Source organism: Corynebacterium tuscaniense DNF00037 (assembly GCF_000759055.1).
Lineage (GTDB): Bacteria > Actinomycetota > Actinomycetes > Mycobacteriales > Mycobacteriaceae > Corynebacterium > Corynebacterium tuscaniense.
This window is the reverse complement of sequence record NZ_JRNG01000006.1, coordinates 1-17,524: the sequence shown is the minus strand read 5'-3', so window position 1 is coordinate 17,524 and position 17,524 is coordinate 1. Positions and strand designations below refer to the sequence as shown.

Annotated in this window: 13 protein-coding genes and 1 tRNA gene; 8 read left to right on the top strand and 6 right to left on the bottom strand. The window is 60.0% G+C overall.

What is annotated here, in order from left to right; translation table 11 throughout:
- The first annotated feature begins 10 nt into the window (after positions 1 to 10).
- Entirely contained in the window at positions 11 to 1,006 is a 996-nt protein-coding gene (locus tag HMPREF2129_RS02020; protein ID WP_156959215.1) for a nucleoside hydrolase, read from the top strand.
- 11 nt (positions 1,007 to 1,017) lie between these two features.
- On the opposite strand, the gene HMPREF2129_RS02015 is transcribed toward HMPREF2129_RS02020, so the two are convergent.
- Together HMPREF2129_RS02015 and HMPREF2129_RS02010 are read right to left on the bottom strand one after the other, a co-directional pair.
- Positions 1,018 to 1,575 carry a DUF4352 domain-containing protein gene (locus HMPREF2129_RS02015; protein ID WP_034662463.1) on the bottom strand — a complete coding sequence of 186 codons (558 nt, stop codon included), beginning with the start codon at positions 1,573 to 1,575 and terminating at the stop codon, positions 1,018 to 1,020.
- Positions 1,576 to 1,959: 384 nt separating this feature from the next.
- Positions 1,960 to 2,499, bottom strand: a complete 540-nt coding sequence (locus HMPREF2129_RS02010) for a hypothetical protein (RefSeq protein WP_034662459.1) — start codon at positions 2,497 to 2,499, stop codon at positions 1,960 to 1,962.
- Positions 2,500 to 2,976: 477 nt separating this feature from the next.
- Here HMPREF2129_RS02010 and HMPREF2129_RS02005 point away from each other — a divergent pair, with 477 nt between their 5' ends.
- Complete coding sequence (locus HMPREF2129_RS02005) at positions 2,977 to 5,028, top strand: DEAD/DEAH box helicase (RefSeq protein ID WP_034662612.1); 2,052 nt, start codon at positions 2,977 to 2,979, stop codon at positions 5,026 to 5,028.
- A 91-nt stretch (positions 5,029 to 5,119) separates the two neighbouring features.
- Here the strand turns inward: HMPREF2129_RS02005 and HMPREF2129_RS02000 are convergent, their stop codons facing one another.
- The 3 genes from HMPREF2129_RS02000 to putP form a co-directional block, all read right to left on the bottom strand.
- Positions 5,120 to 5,602: a hypothetical protein gene (locus HMPREF2129_RS02000; RefSeq protein WP_034662455.1), complete on the bottom strand. Its 483-nt coding sequence runs from the start codon at positions 5,600 to 5,602 to the stop codon at positions 5,120 to 5,122.
- 209 nt (positions 5,603 to 5,811) lie between these two features.
- Positions 5,812 to 6,435, bottom strand: a complete 624-nt coding sequence (locus HMPREF2129_RS01995) for an HNH endonuclease family protein (RefSeq protein WP_034662452.1) — start codon at positions 6,433 to 6,435, stop codon at positions 5,812 to 5,814.
- A gap of 6 nt (positions 6,436 to 6,441) precedes the next feature.
- On the bottom strand, positions 6,442 to 8,034 hold the full coding sequence (gene putP / locus HMPREF2129_RS01990) for a sodium/proline symporter PutP (protein ID WP_034662449.1): 1,593 nt from the start codon (positions 8,032 to 8,034) through the stop codon (positions 6,442 to 6,444).
- A gap of 178 nt (positions 8,035 to 8,212) precedes the next feature.
- Between putP and HMPREF2129_RS01985 the strand changes: the two genes are divergently transcribed.
- The 5 genes from HMPREF2129_RS01985 to HMPREF2129_RS01965 all read left to right on the top strand — a co-directional run bounded on the left by HMPREF2129_RS01985 (position 8,213) and on the right by HMPREF2129_RS01965 (position 16,513).
- On the top strand, positions 8,213 to 11,221 hold the full coding sequence (locus tag HMPREF2129_RS01985) for a DEAD/DEAH box helicase (RefSeq protein WP_034662446.1): 3,009 nt from the start codon (positions 8,213 to 8,215) through the stop codon (positions 11,219 to 11,221).
- 3 nt (positions 11,222 to 11,224) lie between these two features.
- A complete protein-coding gene (locus tag HMPREF2129_RS01980) occupies positions 11,225 to 12,097 on the top strand; it encodes an SWIM zinc finger family protein (protein ID WP_034662443.1) in 873 nt (290 codons plus the stop codon).
- Positions 12,098 to 12,156: 59 nt separating this feature from the next.
- Positions 12,157 to 13,308, top strand: a complete 1,152-nt coding sequence (locus tag HMPREF2129_RS01975) for a metallophosphoesterase family protein (RefSeq protein WP_034662440.1) — start codon at positions 12,157 to 12,159, stop codon at positions 13,306 to 13,308.
- Positions 13,308 to 15,962: an AAA family ATPase gene (locus HMPREF2129_RS01970; RefSeq protein ID WP_034662437.1), complete on the top strand. Its 2,655-nt coding sequence runs from the start codon at positions 13,308 to 13,310 to the stop codon at positions 15,960 to 15,962. The genes HMPREF2129_RS01975 and HMPREF2129_RS01970 overlap by 1 nt, the downstream gene beginning before the upstream one ends.
- A gap of 71 nt (positions 15,963 to 16,033) precedes the next feature.
- Entirely contained in the window at positions 16,034 to 16,513 is a 480-nt protein-coding gene (locus HMPREF2129_RS01965; protein WP_034662432.1) for a MarR family winged helix-turn-helix transcriptional regulator, read from the top strand.
- Here HMPREF2129_RS01965 and HMPREF2129_RS01960 read toward each other — a convergent pair.
- Positions 16,510 to 17,052 carry a YceI family protein gene (locus tag HMPREF2129_RS01960; protein ID WP_034662428.1) on the bottom strand — a complete coding sequence of 181 codons (543 nt, stop codon included), beginning with the start codon at positions 17,050 to 17,052 and terminating at the stop codon, positions 16,510 to 16,512. The two genes, HMPREF2129_RS01965 and HMPREF2129_RS01960, sit on opposite strands and share 4 nt — an antisense overlap.
- Positions 17,053 to 17,248: 196 nt before the next feature.
- On the opposite strand from HMPREF2129_RS01960, the gene HMPREF2129_RS01955 reads away from it, so the two are divergent.
- Positions 17,249 to 17,322 (top strand) — tRNA-Arg (locus tag HMPREF2129_RS01955).
- The last annotated feature ends 202 nt before the right edge of the window (positions 17,323 to 17,524 follow it).

The following is a 17,524-nucleotide window of genomic DNA, read 5'->3' as shown; positions in this document are numbered from 1 at the left end:
AAAAGACATCATGAGAGTCATCTACGACTGCGATCCCGGCATCGACGACACCTACGCGTTGATCTACCTCGCCGCCCTCGCGCACACGCAGGACATTGAACTTGAGTGCGTGACCACCAGCGCCGGCAACGTGGACGCCGACCAGTGCGCGCGCAACGCCGCCTGGATTCTCAGCCTGTGTGGCCTGCCCACGATTCCGCTTGCCGCGGGGATGCAGGCCCCACTTGAGTGGGAGCTCACCACCACGCCGGACACGCACGGGGACACCGGCCTGGGCTATGCCACCGCACCCACGCGCCACGTTGAGCACGATTGGGCCATGCTGTGGTGCGATGCCATCGACCGCGGGACGGAGGACCTCCACCTCATCATCACCGGCCCCATGACTAACCTCGCCGCGTTTGCTCACCTGCACCCGCAGCACTACGCCAAGCTCCAGCACATCACTGTCATGGGTGGCGCGTTCCTGTACCCGGGCAACACCACACCGACCGCGGAGTGGAACTTCTGGGTTGACCCTCACGCCGCCAAGCACGTCTTTGCCACCACGCCCACGCCGATCACCGTGTGCCCCCTCAACGTGACGGAACGCATGATCCTCACCCCGGACCACCTCGAACACATCATTGACAAACTGGGCACCTCACCGCTGGCACAACACCTTGAGCCCATCACCCGCTTCTACTTCGAATTTCACGAAGACACCGGCGATGGCTACCAGGCCCAAATCCACGACCTACTCACCGTCATGGTCGCACTCAAACAGGTCCCATCGGATTTTCGCTTATCGACGGTCGACCTCGAACCCAATTCCCCCCTCACCCGCGGCACCTCCATCGCCGACGACACCGGCATGTGGGACCGCGACCCCAACGCGAACATCCTCACCGACACCAACCCCACCACCGCCTGGCAGCTTTTCGACACCGCCTGCTCCACCCACGCCCGGATCCATGCCGGCGACCCCGCCCTGGAGCGCCTCCGGCATATGCGGGCGGATGATTAGGGAGAAAAGCACTAGAACGTGGCGTTCCATTCTGCTTTACGGAAGGAGAATACAGGGGCGTACGTGAGTTTGTATTCACCAGGTGCCGCATCGCTGTCGAAGCAAACTGTGCCACCTAAGTTGCCGCCAGGGTTGACAGTTGCGGTCTGCAGTTCTCCATAGGTAGAGATGGTGGTGTCGATGGTGATTCCCGACGGCGTGGTTAAGTCAAAGTCGAACTGGCTAACCTGAGTTTCTTTATCGGAATCATTTTGGAAGTGGACATCAGCACAAACGATATTATTTCCGAAGACATCCGCCCCTTGGTCACGGAAATTGCTGGCTGTCACCATCAATCCCTTGACGTCGGCGGTTTCTCCCATCTGGAGAACGCCTTCGTTGGCATTGTTTTCTTGAGCCTCGTCCATGTTCTCTCTACCGGGGGCACCTTCTGTTTCAGGGGCGGGGGTGTCGGAAACAACAGATTCGTTGTTCGAATCAGGCTTTGTAGTTGTGTCAGACTCCCCAAAAATGACGGCGAGCACCGTGAGTGCAAGGAATACGCCACCGATGATGAGCCCCCACTTCATGCACCCGCCCTTCTTCTGCACTGGCTGAGGGGGAGGGGTCCCATAAGGGGTCTGGCCGGTGCGACCGGAGGCGGGGCTGCCTGTTGTATAAGGATTTCCTGATTGACTGAAATCGTTCGGATCAAAACCGTCGTTTGAGTATGGAGTGCTCAATGTTCGTCCTTTCATATGGCACAGAGAAAATGACTAAAGGGTTGACGTGTAAATCAAATCCCGGAGTGACATCTTACAATTGTTTGCCACGGAAAGGGGTTGAGTTTGAAACAAATTGCGGTTTTGGTGACCAGGCATCGGGGGAAGAAACCCGTAGAACAGTTAGTTGACGGCGCCGGTGACGTCGATAAGCTTTGGCATGCGTTTCATCGTAGGGCAGTGGACCGGGAATTAAACGGGAAGCTCGCCAATGCGTTCCGGGGGCACGGCGACGACGCCTGACTGGCTGTGCATTGGGCCGCAAGATGGGTACTTGTTGAGCTTGTATTCCCCGTCACCGGGGAAGAGGAAGTTGTTGCCGCCGCAGATCCAGCCATTCGGGGCCTCCCAGAAAGCGCCGGAGCCTTGTGGTGAAGTACCGGTGGGGGAGTCTGACATGTAATCGCTAAATATCGTCATGACTTCATCGCAGCTAAAACCATCTTCGAGGGTGACTACAGCGAGAGGGCTGCCGTCTGCGAGCGAGTGGACCTCCCCGCAGGTTGTGCCAGCAGGAACGAGGCCGCCGTTGTTGGTATCTTCGGCTTCTTCCTCAGCTGGCTCGTCGGTGGAATCGGTGGGTTTCTCCTCGTGAGTCTCTGGCTGAGTCTCAGAGGATGCCTTGGGGGTAGCTGTCATCGATGGCTCGGCGATCTCTTCATTGGGGGAGCAGCCAGTCAAGACGAGTCCAGAGACAGTGATGGCAGCAAGAGTGAAACGAGTCAAACGCATAAGAACACAGTCTAGGCAGAAACGCCTGTTGCAATCAGGGATGCGGAGCCGGAGCCTTTAGACGCAGAGTTATCGCCGGTGCCAGCGCAGCAATGTGGGCGACGATTGCCGTTATTAACTTCGATGCCGCCGGAGACCAATTCCGCGACGCAGCTCCATCCCTCCGGTGAGGTCCACTGTGGCGGTGTCTGAGTCGAGGCGCGTACCGATGAACATGTATTGCGACATCACGTCTTCAGGGGCGTTGCAGGTCAATGCGTCTTCTCGTCGTCAAGCTCTGTAGCTTCCTGATTTACAACTGTTATTTCAGGCGCTGGAATCGGATTCTTTCATCGTTGAACAATCAGCGAGGCCAAGCCCCATGAAGGGAACTAAGAACGAGGCGGAACGCATACGCATACAGTGCGTGCTACTTAATGTGTGTTCCAGCTGAGGGAAATGGCTATAGCGCCACTGGTGGCGTACGCTCTGCTCTTGATGACTATTGATGAATCCGCCGCTGAAGACCAGCAGGCGATGCCCCCGGTAGAAGCCGGGGAAGAGATGGGGGCCGGCACTGAGGCCGGCGCGAACGAAGAAACTGAAAACAACGAGAACACCAAGAACCCTGAGGGCTCTGAAGGCTCGGAGTCCTCTGAGTCTGCTCAGAACTCTCAGCCCTTGCAGGAAGAGGGGAATGGGACGGACGAGGAGACGCAGACAAGCGGCTTCGATGGCCTTGACCTCCCGGGCGATGTCATTGACGCGGTGAAGAAGGTCGGCTTTGAAACGCCGTCGCAGATTCAGGCGCAGACGATTCCGCTGCTGATGGAAGGTCGCGATGTGGTCGGCCTTGCGCAGACCGGTACGGGTAAAACGGCGGCGTTTGCGTTGCCGATTCTGGCGCGCATCGATAAGAAGGCCCGCCATCCGCAGGCCCTCGTGCTTGCGCCGACGCGTGAGCTGGCGCTGCAGGTGTCTGATTCCTTCCAGTCTTTCGCTGACCACCTGGGCGGCATTTCGGTGCTGCCGATCTACGGTGGCCAGGCATACGGCATTCAGCTGTCCGGTCTGCGTCGTGGTGCGCAGATCATCGTCGGTACGCCTGGTCGTGTGATCGACCACCTGGAGAAGGGCTCGCTGGACATCTCTGACTTGAGTTTCCTCGTGCTCGATGAGGCCGATGAGATGCTCAACATGGGCTTCCAGGAAGACGTGGAGCGCATTCTTGAGGACACGCCGGATGAGAAGCAGGTGGCGCTGTTCTCCGCGACGATGCCGAACGGTATCCGCCGCCTGTCCAAGCAGTACCTCGACGATCCTGCTGAGGTCACTGTCAAGGCAAAGACGCGTACCAACACCAACATCACGCAGCGTTACCTGTTCACCGCGCACCGCAACAAGCTCGACGCCATCACCCGCATCCTTGAGGTGACCGAGTTCGAGGCCATGATCGTGTTCGTGCGCACCAAGCACGAAACCGAGGAGCTCGCCGAGAAGCTGCGTGCACGCGGATTCTCCGCAGCAGCTATCAACGGTGATATCGCTCAGCAGCAGCGTGAGCGCACCGTCGATCAGCTTCGCGACGGACGTCTGGACATCCTCGTTGCTACCGACGTTGCCGCGCGTGGCCTGGATGTTGAGCGCATCTCCCACGTGCTCAACTACGACATCCCGAACGACACCGAAAGCTACGTCCACCGCATCGGCCGCACCGGCCGTGCCGGCCGTACCGGTGAGGCGATCCTGTTTGTCACCCCGCGTGAGCGCCGCATGCTGCGCTCCATTGAGAAGGTGACCGGCGCCAAGATCGAGGAGATGGAGCTGCCGACCGTTGATGAGGTCAACGACTCGCGCAAGTCCAAATTCGCTGATTCCATCACCGAGTCCCTGGAAGATGCCCAGCTGGACCTGTTCCGCGCACTCGTGCGCAGCTACTCCACAGAGCATGACGTGCCCATGGAAGACATCGCTGCCGCACTGGCCGCGCAGACCTCTGGCGACGAGTTCCTGATGAAGGAGCCGCCGAAGGACAAGCGCGATCGCCGTGACCGTGAGCGTTGGGACCGTGATGACCGCCGTGACCGCGAACGTGGTGACCGGTTTGATCGTGGTGGCCGTGGGGGCCGTGATCGTGGTGGCCGCGGGCGCTTCCACAATGATGACGTTAACTTTGACACTTACCGCCTCGACGTGGGCAAGCGCCAGCACGTGCGTCCGGGTGCCATCGTCGGAGCTTTGGCCAACGAAGGTGGCCTGACCAACCGTGACTTCGGACGTATCACCATTGGTGGTGACTTCACGCTCGTGGAACTGCCCAAGGATATGGACCGTGCCGTCCTCGACCGCCTGAAGGACACCCGCATCTCCGGCCAGCTGATCAACATTCAGCCGGACACTGGTGGGCCGTCGCGTGACCGTGGTGACCGTGGTGGCCGTGGTGGACGCGGTGGCTACCGTGGTGGTCGCTCGAACCGGGATGATCGCGGCCGTGGTGGTCGCGGTGGCTACCGGGGTAAGGGTCGCGGGAAGCGTGACTGGCGGGACTAGCGCCGCCAACTGACAGCGCGAAAAGGGCGCCATCCCAGTGATGTGGGGTGGCGCCCTTGTTTGTTGCTTCTGGGCGGGATTGCCTGAGGGGTTAAGCCGGGGACGGCAGGAACATCAAGATGAGCACCAGGACCCAGAGTAGGTTAAAGATACCAGCGCCGGCAGCAGCCTTGACGCGGGCGGACTCGAAATTGGCGGCAACATCGCGGGAGTCAGCCTCCGCAGGGTCAAGGGCACCCAGGGAGCCCACGATCTTGCGCTGCTGCGGGATCACCATGGCAAACAGGAAACCCCAGGCCAGCACCGACAGGACGATCGCGGTGTGGAGGAAGTAGTTGGAACGGTAGGTTTCAAAGTCGAAAGCCAGCACCGCGGCACCAAGGAGCGGCGCGAGCAGTGAGATCAAACCGTAGGTGGTGGAGATGCGGTGCAGATACGCCGCGCGACCGACAGCGTGGGCGTCACCGGTATTGGCTTCACTGGCTGCTTTCGGGAAAGCGGACGTGGCCACCATGACGGGGCCGATCAGAATGATCGCGGCGGCGACGTGTAGGAAAATGAGGAAGGTGTTCATGAGTCACCACTTTACGGGGTGAGTCGGTTTTTGCATGCGGTGGTTGGGGTTCAGCGCGTGGAAGCGCTGAAAAATATTACATTGCGGCTGTAACTATCAGGCAGAAGAAAACCTCAACCTGCGGGTTTAAAAATCTACTTTCAGTGACATGTAAAATCCTTCACCCGTGACATGAGGGGGCGCGACGGCATCGGTGGGCTTCTCTCTTTTTAGAACGGCAGTGCCGGCAGCCCGAGCAAAGCAGGAAGGGTGGCACAGGCCCGGCGCATGGCGGCTTTGTCGGCGCGGGTGACGGGGAGGTCGTAGGCGTTGGCTACGGCGGCGAGTCGGCGGGAGTAGTCACAGCGGTAGGACCGGGCGGTGGGAAGCCACTCACTGGGGAGTTTGTCGGACTTGGCTTGGTTGGCGGTAGAGGATGTGACGATGAGGTTGGCCGGGTCGTTGGCAAAGGTGAGGCGTTTCTCGTCGGGCCAGGAGTGGGCGCCCATGTCCCAGGCGGCGCGGAGAGGGAAGAGGTGGTCGAGCTCCACGTCGGCGGGCGGAAGCGGAGCGCCGGTGTAGGGGTCGGTGATGGTCACTGGTTCCCACTGGGTGTACGACACGGAGCAGGTGGGCTGGTTGTAGGCAGTGGCCATGGCTGTTTCGCGTGTGGTGCAGCCGGTGGGTTGGTAGGCCCAGCCGTCGCCGAACTGTGCCCGGGAGTAGTCGGGGGCGGTGGGGCGAGACGGGAGGGTGAAGGTGGCGTCGATAGGCGGTGTGTGGACATACGGAAGGGGCACGACCGCAAGCGTGAGTGCGGTCAGTGCCCCGAGATAAATATGGAAGGGCTTCATACCTCCTTAGACTGCGCCAGAGCCGGTTTGGTTCCCTTCGGCCACAGAAATGTTGGAGATTGCCTGTTCAAAGCTGGATTCCGGGTGCGCAATTGTGTAGTCCATGATCTTGATATGGCGGTCAAACTCAGCCTCAGACTCGGCAGAAGGCTTGGTGGCTAGGGACACCACAATCATGGCGATGGTGGCGAAGGCGAAGCCCGGAACCATCTCGTAGATAAGCGCCGAGGTGGCGGGCAGGGAACCCCAGATGAACACGGTGAGGGCACCAACGATCATGCCTGCCATGGCGCCCTGCGCGGTGAGGTGACGCCAGTACAGGGAGGCGATGATCACAGGGCCGAACGCAGATCCGAAGCCGGCCCAAGCGAATGCGACGAGACCGAGGATGGTATCCGACGGGTTGAGGGCCATGACCATGCCCAGGACGGCCACGAGAATGACCATCGTGCGGGATGCGATGAGCAGGGTGGCCTGGGAAGGGGCATTCTTGGAAAAGACCTTGAACAGGTCCTCCACGAGCGCAGAGGACGTGACTAGCAGCTGGGAGGACATGGTGGACATGATGGCGGCCAGAACCGCGGTGAGGACCAGACCAGCAATGAGTGGGTGGAAGAGGATGCGGGTCATGTCCAGGAAGATGGTTTCAAAGCCCTTCTGGTCAGTCACGGAGTTTGCCGTCTGACCGAAGAAGCTCGCTCCGATGATGGCGGTGAAGATGGCACCGAGGAAGCAGACACCCACCCAGATGAGGCCTGAGTTGCGGCCGGAGCGGGCTTCAGCTGGGCTGCGCAGTGCCATGAAACGGGTGACAATGTGGGGCTGGCCCAAGTAGCCCAGGCCCCACGCCAGGTTGCCGATGATAGCGGCGGCGGACACGCCGGTGAAGAAGTTGAAGAAGTCCGGGTTGCCCTCCGGCCACGGGCCGTAGGCGTGGTTGGTGGGGTAGGAGAAGATATCGCCGGGGTTATCAATGGCAAGCAGCGCCATGATGGGCACAACGGCCAGGGCAGCGAACATGAGCAGGCCCTGCGCAACGTCGGTGTAGGACACTGCAAAGAAGCCGCCGATGAAAGTGTAGATCACCGTGATAATGCCAACGATGAGCAAGCCCCAGGCGTAGTCGCCCTGGAAGGTGGACTCAAAGTAGCGGCCGCCTGCAACCATGCCGGAGGAGACATAGAAGGTGAAGAACAAAATGATGATCAGGGCGGCAATGACGCGCAGGGCACGTGATTGATCGTGCGTGCGGTTTTCAAAGAAGCTGGGCAGGGTGATTGAGTTGTTGGCCACCTCGGAGTAGGCGCGCAGGCGTGGGGCCACCCACTGCCAGTTAGCCCATGTGCCGAGGAAGAGGCCGATGACGATCCACAGTTCGCTCATACCGGAGACGAACAGGGCGCCGGGCAGACCCATGAGGAGCCAGCCGGACATGTCGGATGCGCCAGCAGAGATACCTGCGACGAAGGCGGGCAGGTCACGACCACCGATGACGTAGTCACTGTAGGCGGTGGTTTTGCGCCAGCCGTAGTAGCCGATGCCGAGCATGACTGCGAAGTAGGTGATGACGGCGATGATGATCCAGGTGTTATCTGACATGCGCACGTCCTTTCTGCGTAGATCTGCATAGTGGGCAAGAGAAAATGTCACACCTGTCATCTGGCAGGCGGAAAGTGTGGTCAGAATATCGCACGCAGGGTGTGGGCGGGGTCACTGGCTCTTTTCTGAATTGATGCTGGGGAGGTCAGTGTCGCGGTGCAGTGGTAGAAAAGACCTTATGCCTAAATTCCTTCTGCACGGCCTGTGGTTGCCCGGGTCAGGTCTCAACCTGTGGGTTGAGCGTGTGGAGGGACACAAGATTGTGATGCCCTCGCAGGTGCCTGAAGGAACGTTCCCTGCCGTGGTGGAAAGTTTCTTAGAGGATACGCGCTTCCGCCGCCGTGATTCGGTGAAACTGCAAACTCCGAAGGGCAAGCAGCTGCAGCTCAAGGTTCCTACAGCGGCGTTCTCACCGGCAGAGACAGTACAGTTCCTTAGCACCGTGGCCATGCTGGATGAGAATTCCCCGGCAGCCACAGCCGCGCAGCGGGAGGCCATCGCGCCGGATCTGTACTGGATCATCCGCATGTACAACGGCTTGATTCGCTTCGTGCGCGCCGGGCGCGTGAGCATTCACGTGCGCCCCATTGAGGGTCTGTGGTTCCCCGAGTGGAAGCTGGGCACGGGATTGGAAGAGCGCGGGTGGCTCGCCGCGATGATTGCTGCCGCGCCGGGTGTGATCACCGCGAACAACATGAATTTGGATGAGGATGTGGCCACTAATCTGGTTCATTGGATCGCCACCGCGTTGCTCGCCGATGAGCGTGAGCAGTCCCGTGTGTACCCCTGGCATGATTTCGCGGAGGCGCTGCTCACGTCATCCGCATTGCGTCGCGGTGGCTCGGATGTGTCGAAGCAGATCGCGCAGTGGAACGGGTCTATCACCGCGGTCAATGTGCAGCTCGTGTTCATCGTGGAGGAGCCCGTCGATGAGCAGCTTATCGACGACGCGGGGGACCCCGCCGAAATACCCACCACATCCAATGTCCTGCAGTGGCCTGTTCGCGCGCAGGTGCGTGCTGGTGGGGATGCTCCGCGCCCGATTCGGGTCAGCGAATTAGATCGGGCCTCCTTGGCGAGTTTGCGGGACCAATTGCGTAAGGCAGTGACTGTCACTGACTTGTTGGACCCGGATAAGCATCCGCGCCATCCTTTCACGCCGACAACTGAGCGTGATGGTGATTGGGATTCCTACTTGTCCACCGAGGAGATCATGCGCTTGGTGGGCACCACCGCGAGCTTGTTGAGCGCACATGGCGTGAAGATCATGCTGCCGGCTGCCTGGCAACGCATGGAAACAACGGCAAAGCTGACGGTATCTGACCCGGATGCGGGTGATCCGGGGGCCGTACGCCGCTTTGGTGTGGATCAGCTGGTGGCCTATGACTGGAAGCTGGCGCTGGGGGACACGGAGCTCACTGAGTTGGAGATGCGCCGCCTGGTCAGCTCCAAATCCGGGCTGATCAATTTGCGCGGCCAGTGGGTGTTGGCAGATACCCGCAGTTTGGCTAAGTCCCGCAAATACATTGAGTCCCTGAACAAGAAGGAAGTGGACTCAGGTCTGATCACCGCCGAAGAGCTCCGCCAGTTGGCGTTGGAAGCATCCACGGAGCACGACGGTGGTGGCTTGGACATCATCGGGGATGCTCACTCCCCGGTATGGATGCAAGCTCTCATCGGCGGTACGGACCGGCCGGCCCCCACCCGCCAGGAGATCCCGGAAACGGTGCATGCGGAGCTGCGTGACTACCAGCGCAGGGGAGTGGACTGGCTCTACTTCATGTCGCGCAATCAGCTCGGTGCTGTGCTTGCTGATGACATGGGGTTGGGCAAGACCTTGCAACTGCTTGCTTTGCTCGCAGTGGAAGCGGAGAAGAAGGAGAAGACCGGACCCACGCTCGTTGTCGCACCCACCTCCGTGGTGGGCAACTGGGCGCGGGAAGCTGAACGCTTCGTGCCGGACCTCAAGGTCGGTGTTCATCACGGTTCCAATCGCTTGAAGGGGGACAAGCTCGTGGAGTGGATTGGGGAGCTAAACCTCCTCATCACCTCCTACGGCGTCGCCGGCCGTGACTACCTAACTCTTGGCCAGGTGGACTGGGATCACGTGGTGTTGGATGAGGCGCAGGCGATTAAGAATGCGGCAACGAAGGCGTCGAAAAGCGTGCGTGCGATTCCGGCGCGCCACCGCATCGCGCTGACGGGTACGCCGGTGGAAAACAGACTGGCGGAACTGCGCAGCATCCTCGATTTTGTAAACCCCGGCATCCTGGGCTCCCAGGCGTTTTTCCGCAATCACTTTGCCAAGGTGATTGAATCGCGCCGGGACGAGGAACTGGCGGATGCCATGCAGGATCGGCTGCAACGGCTCACCGCGCCGTTTGTGCTGCGCCGCCTGAAGTCGGACCCGGCGATCGTGGAGGACCTGCCGGAGAAGACCGAGCAGGTGGTCACGGTGGATATGACGCATGAGCAGGCTGCGCTGTACACCGCGCTGGTGGAGGCCATGCAGAAAGAGCTGGAAAGCCGCACTGGAATTGGGCGTAAGGGGCTTGTGTTGTCCACCATCACGCGCATCAAACAGATTTGTAACCATCCGGCGCACTACCTGGCCGATGGTTCCCCGGTGACGGAGAAAGGCAAACACCGGTCCGGGAAAGTGGCCATGCTCATGGAGCTCATTGATCAAGCGGTGGAGACGGATCAGCGCGTGCTTGTGTTCACCCAGTACAAGGCTTTCGGTGACATTCTGCAGCCGTACTTGAGTGACAGGCTCGGGCAGGAGATCCCGTTCCTGCATGGTGGGGTGAGCAAGACAGCGCGCGATGATATGGTGGCCGGATTCCAAGATCCGAATGGTCCGCGGGCGATGATCTTGTCCCTCCGCGCCGGCGGCACCGGTTTGAACCTCACTGCGGCCTCCATGGTCATTCACATGGACCGGTGGTGGAACCCGGCGGTGGAAAACCAGGCCACGGACCGTGCATACCGCATCGGGCAGGACCGTAACGTGCAGGTGTACAAGATGATCACGCGCGGGACGATGGAGGAATCCATTCAGGACATCTTGGACGGCAAGCTGCAGCTCGCTGGTGCTGTTATTGGGGAAGGTGAAGGCTGGATCACGGAGCTAGACACGGAGGATCTGGCTGCGTTGATGAGTTACCGCGATGGGGGAAAGGAGTAAACCATGGCACGACGACCACACGAAGACAATGTTACCTGGGTCAACTTCAACCAGCGCAAGAAGGTGAATTCCCCGGAAGAAACGCACCGTCTTGTTGATGAGCGCGTAGAAGCGCAGCAGATCCGAAACAAACGGGCGAAGCGATCAACGCGAGCCTCCCAGTCGACCGAGTTGGAGTACAGCGACCCGGCCCAACTGTTGGTGAATGCGGCTGCACGCGCCACAGACCAGGGGCGCTTTGGCAGAGGACGCAGATATGCAGATGGTGGCAATGTGCTGGAAGTCCGCGTGGAAAGCGGGCGATTCACTGGCACCGTTGCGGGATCACAAAACGAGCCCTTCAACGTGCTAGTCATCCTCCCGTACCGCGAAGGCCCGGAAATTGCAGAGGCACTGGACATGATCACGCGCCAGCCGAAGCTGTTGGACCGGGCGCGCCGGGGCACATTTGACCGGGGTTTGTTAGACATCCTCTTTGCCAGTCACAGTGAGCGGTTCCGCTATCGCTGTGATTGCCCGGATCTTTCCGATGTATGCAAGCACGCCGTAGCCGTATCCATCAAGGCGGCGGAGTTGGTGGATTCAGATCCGAGCATTGTCTTCCGCCTGCGCAACCTGGACGTGAACACGCTGGATCAGCAGTTGCGCGAAACAGCGGGGCAGCGGGCAATGGCGTCCGCGGCGGAAGGCTCGGAATTCTTCTGGGCGGGCCATGAGTTGCCGGATCTACCACAGCCAAAGGTTGCTCCGATGATTGAGGATTCGGATTTGGATTTGCTGCATAAGGCCATGCAGACGATTTCTTTTACCAATATTGATCAATTGCGAGCGGTGTCAGATCTGGAGGATCTGTATGACGCACTAACGCGGAGTTAGCGCACGCATGTTCGAATTTTACGGTGGCGTGTCGCACCCCTTTGATAGAAGTGGACAGCATGAGTGACGGGCTTGTTTTCATCCATACTTCGGACTTCCAATTGGGAATGACGCGGTGGTTTCTCAATGAGGAGGCACAATCGCGTTTCGACGACTCTCGGCTCCGCGCCATCACCCGCCTCGGCGACCTCGCCGTGAAAACAGGAGCGGAATTCATCGTTGTCGCCGGCGATGTGTTTGATGCCAATGCCCTGAGTGAGCGCACGATGGGCCGTGCTCTCGATGCGATTGACGCGCTACCGGTGCCGGTGTACCTGTTGCCAGGCAACCATGACCCGTTAGTACCTGGCGCTGCCATGGAGAAAGCAGACGAGCGCGCCAACATCACTGTTCTGCGCGATAGCACTCCGGTGGAGCACCGTCCCGGGGTGGAGATTGTCGGTGCGCCGCTACTGGCACGCTATGCCTCTGAGGATCTCGCGTCCAAGGCCATTGCGGGGCTGGAGCCCACCTCCTCTATTCGCATTCTTGTTGCTCACGGCCAGACAGAGGGGCGCAGTGGGGACGAGTCGGAGGTGCTTCTCTCACTTCCGAATATGGAACGCGCGTTGAAAGACGGTGTGATTGATTACGTGGCGTTGGGGGATACCCACTCCGCAGGTCCCGTCGGCTCCAGCGGCCGGATCTGGTTCTCTGGTTCGCCGGAGACCACGAACTTTCATGACCGGCGGGAGAACGTGGCCGGGAATGAAGTGAATTCGGGGAAGGCGTTGGTGGTGGACGTCGATAAGCACGACATCGAGGTGAGCGAACATCAGGTGGGTGAGTGGACCTTTGAGGCACTGCACTGGGATGTCGCTGACGGTGAGGATGTGAAGCACGTGCTGGCTGAGTTGGATGCGTATCCGGAGAAGAGTCGCACGGTGGTGAAGTACTCGCTGGCGGGCACCTTGGGGTTGGAGGCCACCCGAGAGTTGGAAGCCGGTCTGGGAGAGAGGGAGCACGTTTTCGGTGCGCTGTTTGAGCGCGAGCGGATCATGGACCTCCACCTAGAACCCAGCGATGAGGAACTTGAGGCTCTCCCCATCACGGGTTATGCGCGTGATGCGATGACGGAGCTCATCACCAGCGCTGCTGACGCCCCAGCGGGTGAAACTGCCGCGCGTGATGCGGTAAACCTGTTGTTCCGTTTGAGCAAGGAGGCGAACTAATGCGTATCCACAACCTGGTCGTTGACAATGTGCGTGGCGTGGAACATCTAGCCCTGACGGATCTACCGGACACCGGCGTGGTTCTCATTCACGGGGATAATGAGGCGGGCAAGTCCACGATCCTCGACGCCCTTGACGCGGTGCTCACCGCCAAGCACACATCCACCGCGGCAAATATCCGTGCGCTGAACCCGATTGGGCGCGATGAAACCCCGTCTGTAGAGCTCGGGGCAACGGTAGGACCATATACCTTCACGGTGCACAAGAGCTTTGCTAAAGGAGCCAAGGGAAAAACCGAGCTGAAAATCATCGCGCCGAAGCGTGAGGAATTGACAGGGGAGCAGGCCCACAACCGCCTGCGGGAGATCCTCGAGGAACATGTGGATGAGCAGCTTTTCGACGCATTGTTTATGCGCCAAGGCTCCTTCACCGACGTCATCGAAGCTGCTGGCATTCCCTCCTTCACCCGCGCGTTGGAGCAGACGGGAACGGATGCTGGGGCAGACACCCTCGACGATTCGGGCCTGATGCAGAAAGTGCAGAAGGAATATGAGAAGTTCTTCTCCCCGAAATCGGGCGCGGAGAAACAAAGCCTCAAAGAGGCGGATGCCGCGGTCGGGGCGGCTGAAGAGGCCGTGCGTGAATCTACTGCACGCAAGGCTGCTTACGAGGATGACGTGGATGTATACGCGCGCAGTGAACACGAGATGCGTATGATCGCCGCGGAACTTCCTGATGCGGAGAAGGAACTCGAACAGCGCGAAGCGGAAGCAGCCGCCGCGCGAGAGGTCGCCGGCAAGCTGACTGAGGCACAGGAGAAAGCTAAGCGCGCCACCTCGGATCACCAGCGAGCGAAAACTGATCTTGAGCACCGCGCAGCCCTGGCCGAACGTGCAGAGAAAGCCGCAGTCGAACTCGTGGAACTGGAGGCACTTGTTGAGCCCGCGCGGGTTAAAGCAGAGGCCGAATCCGCACGCATTGCGGAGAAGAAAACTGCCCATACCCGAGCACGTGAGGTGTTAGCCGCTGCCCGCACCACCACCGCAGAGCGCGAACATGCTCGCGAGCTCGCCCTCGCGGCGCAGCGCATCGGCGAAGTCGAAGAGCAAGTCCGTGAGCTAGACCGTGTGGAAAAAGAGATTGCCGATGTCCTGGCAGCCACGCCAGCACGACCCGTCACGGACGATGACGTTCGTGCCATTGAGAGCGCGAGCCAGAATGTCGCCCTGCAACAGCGGCTGCTTGACGCCACAGCGGCCCGTATTGATCTCACCGCAGCGAAGACGACCACCATCACCGTTAATGGGGACGAGGTCGAAGTAGGGGACCGAGCCCAGTCCCTCGCCCTGCAGGATGGCGTCCAACTCTCCATTGGGGACGTCACGTTGACGTACCGTGCTGCCCCCGGCACGACGGATACGTCCCATGCTGTTGAGGACGCAGAAGCTGAACTCGCACGCACGTTGCACGCCGCTGGCTGTGACACGTTGGAAGATGCACGTCAGCTTCGCGACACACACCGGGACCTTGCCGCCACGCTCACCACCCACCGCGCCCGCCGTGCCAGCATCCTCCGCGGCAGGGAAGCAGATGAGCTGCGCCAGGAGCTGACACGGCTGCGCGATCTCGCCGGAATGTCTTCCGATGAACCTGAAAGCAATGGTGTTGCCATCCTCAGTGTTGAGGAGGCTGATGCGGCGCTTGAGGCTGCCCGCACGGAGGAGAAAGAAGCCAGCGAAACAGCACACGTGTTGGAAGTTGAACTTGCACAACTTGCTGCCCAGCCGGATGCAGCCAAGCTGGCTGATATCGAAGCGCGAGTGGCCAACCACACAGCCAGCCGTGACGTTGCCCAAGCGGAACTCGATGCAGCGCGGGAGAAAATCAGCGATTCTGACCTCGCCACCGCAGCGGAGGAAGCCGCTGGCGTTGAAAAGCAGGCCCTTGCTGAGGCGGAGGAGCTCACCAGCCAGGTGGCCACCGTGGATCCAGAGCAAGCAGAGAGTCTGCGCGCGGGGGCAGCGAACCGCGTGGCTAACCTCACACGCCGCTACGATGCTGCCCGCGATCGCAAGCTGGAACTCGGGTTCCGGGTCACGAGTGCGGAAGGCGAAGCGGAGATTCTGGACAAGGCGGAGGCTGCGCTTGAGGCGGCGAGGGTGCGGCGGGACAGGCTGCGCAGACAAGCATCTGCGGTGAAGCTCTTGCACCGCACCTTAGTTGATCACCGCGATGCGGCGCGCGCCAAGTATGCAGCACCGTTTGCCCAGGCCCTGCAACGATATGCCTCCCGTGTTTTTGGGCCCGGCACGGAGTTCACCCTGGATGAGTCGCTGCAGGTGACAGCCCGCACATTGGATGGTACGACGGTTGATCTGAACCAGCTTTCTGGTGGCGCGAAGGAACAGATGGCGCTGCTGACACGATTCGCTATTGCCGACATGGTTGCTGGTAACGATGTGGGCGCCATGCCGGTGGTCGTTGATGATGCACTGGGTGCCACGGACCCCGCACGTCTTGAGCTGATGAACGCACTGTTTACGCAGGTAGGGGAGCGTTCACAAGTCATTGTTTTGACGTGTTTCCCGCAACGGTTTGATCGGGTGGCAGCTGTTAAAAGTGCTTCGATCCAGGAATTAAAGGAGCGCCGCTAGACAGTGGGGGATGACCCCCGGGGCGAGATCGATTCGCGCGCTGACCTTGCTGTTGACTAGTCTTGGCCAGTATGACAACCGAACCCCGCTGGCTCAGCGATGAAGAGCAGGCGTTCTGGCGGTTGCTTCTAGCAGCCCGCCGCACACTCGACCGGGTGGTCGATACCGCCTTGAATGAAAGCGCGGACCTATCCAGCCCGGAATTTGCTGTGCTGGTTGCGTTGTCCGAAGCCGACGGGCGGCGCTTGCGCCTGCGCGAACTGTGCACCGAGTTGGGGTGGGACCGCTCGCGGACATCCCACCAGATCACCCGCATGGAGCGGCGTGGTTTCGTGTCTAAAGAGAAAAGCCCGGGCGATGCCCGGGGAGTGGTGGTGTGCATCACCCATACGGGGATGAAGCACCTGGAACAGGCTGCACCTGACCACGTGGAGACGGTGCGCCGGGCAGTCTTTGACCACCTAGCGCCCGAAGATGTTTCCGCTATTGCGCGGTTCTTTGAGGGCATCTTGGCCGCCGGAGACGGTACAGACGCCCCCTGCGCCGACTAGGCGCTCTTGATGCCAGAGCCGTCGATCTCGATGGCGATCTTCTCACCCACCAGCGCACCACCGGAGTTCAGCGGTGCTTCAAAGTCAATGCCAAAGTCCTTGCGGTTGATGGTGGTGCGGGCCTCAAAGCCAACGCGGGTGTTGCCATAAGGGTCAACCTCCGTACCAAAGGTCTCCACGTCGAGGGTGACCGGTTTGGTCGTGCCCTTGATGGTCAGGTCGCCGGTCACGGTGCCGTTTCCGGAAGCATCCACATCGAAAGAGGTGGACGTGAAGGTCATCTGCGGGTACTTATCGGTATCGAAGAAGTCTTCGTTGCGCAGGTGCGCATCACGGTCAGCGTTTCGCGTATCGACGGACCCGGTCTCCACCGTCGCCTCCACCTTGCTGTCTGCCGGGTTTTCCTGGTTCACGGTCAGGGTTGCCTGGAAGTCGTTGAAGCTCCCGCGGACCTTGGTGACCATCGCGTGGCGCACGGTGAAACCAATGGTGGAGTGGGTCGTGTCAAGGTCGTACGTTCCGGTGAGAGTGTCGGTCATGGCGACTCCTTAAATCGTTCGTCGAAATATGTTGACATGTCCGCAAATGGGGCATAGTCCCATGCTAAGTCGATGGCTCTGATGTGTCAACGGCATTGGCACTTTTCTCTCACCGACCTGTTTGTGAGACCGCGGCAGGGGAGTGCTAGATTAAAGAGCGCTGCTACAGCACGTGCACTAGCTGCACAGTTTCACTGTCTCCGTAGCTCAGTGGATTAGAGCATCGGTTTCCGGTACCGAAGGTCGCAGGTTCGAATCCTGTCGGGGACGCGCTGTCATGAGTCGCGTCATAGTTGACACTATGAGTTGCTACATCGTTGACAAACCGGCGTCTTGGTTTTTATTTTTCCAAGGCGCCGGTTGTGGTTTTTAGGTCAGGGGTGGGTCGCCTTTTCGCCAGTAGGCTTTTTGGTAGTAGCGGGATGTGTCGATGTAGTGCTCGGTGATGATTTCGCCGGGTTAAACGACAAAA

Excerpts from the sequence above, each read along its gene's own strand:
- HMPREF2129_RS02020 (WP_156959215.1), top strand. The coding sequence starts at position 11 with ATGAGAGTCATCTACGACTGCGATCCCGGCATCGACGACACCTACGCG.
- HMPREF2129_RS02015 (WP_034662463.1), bottom strand. The coding sequence starts at position 1,575 with ATGAAGTGGGGGCTCATCATCGGTGGCGTATTCCTTGCACTCACGGTG.
- HMPREF2129_RS02010 (WP_034662459.1), bottom strand. The coding sequence starts at position 2,499 with ATGCGTTTGACTCGTTTCACTCTTGCTGCCATCACTGTCTCTGGACTC.
- HMPREF2129_RS02005 (WP_034662612.1), top strand. The coding sequence starts at position 2,977 with ATGACTATTGATGAATCCGCCGCTGAAGACCAGCAGGCGATGCCCCCG.
- HMPREF2129_RS02000 (WP_034662455.1), bottom strand. The coding sequence starts at position 5,602 with ATGAACACCTTCCTCATTTTCCTACACGTCGCCGCCGCGATCATTCTG.
- HMPREF2129_RS01995 (WP_034662452.1), bottom strand. The coding sequence starts at position 6,435 with ATGAAGCCCTTCCATATTTATCTCGGGGCACTGACCGCACTCACGCTT.
- putP (WP_034662449.1), bottom strand. The coding sequence starts at position 8,034 with ATGTCAGATAACACCTGGATCATCATCGCCGTCATCACCTACTTCGCA.
- HMPREF2129_RS01985 (WP_034662446.1), top strand. The coding sequence starts at position 8,213 with ATGCCTAAATTCCTTCTGCACGGCCTGTGGTTGCCCGGGTCAGGTCTC.
- HMPREF2129_RS01980 (WP_034662443.1), top strand. The coding sequence starts at position 11,225 with ATGGCACGACGACCACACGAAGACAATGTTACCTGGGTCAACTTCAAC.
- HMPREF2129_RS01975 (WP_034662440.1), top strand. The coding sequence starts at position 12,157 with ATGAGTGACGGGCTTGTTTTCATCCATACTTCGGACTTCCAATTGGGA.
- HMPREF2129_RS01970 (WP_034662437.1), top strand. The coding sequence starts at position 13,308 with ATGCGTATCCACAACCTGGTCGTTGACAATGTGCGTGGCGTGGAACAT.
- HMPREF2129_RS01965 (WP_034662432.1), top strand. The coding sequence starts at position 16,034 with ATGACAACCGAACCCCGCTGGCTCAGCGATGAAGAGCAGGCGTTCTGG.
- HMPREF2129_RS01960 (WP_034662428.1), bottom strand. The coding sequence starts at position 17,052 with ATGACCGACACTCTCACCGGAACGTACGACCTTGACACGACCCACTCC.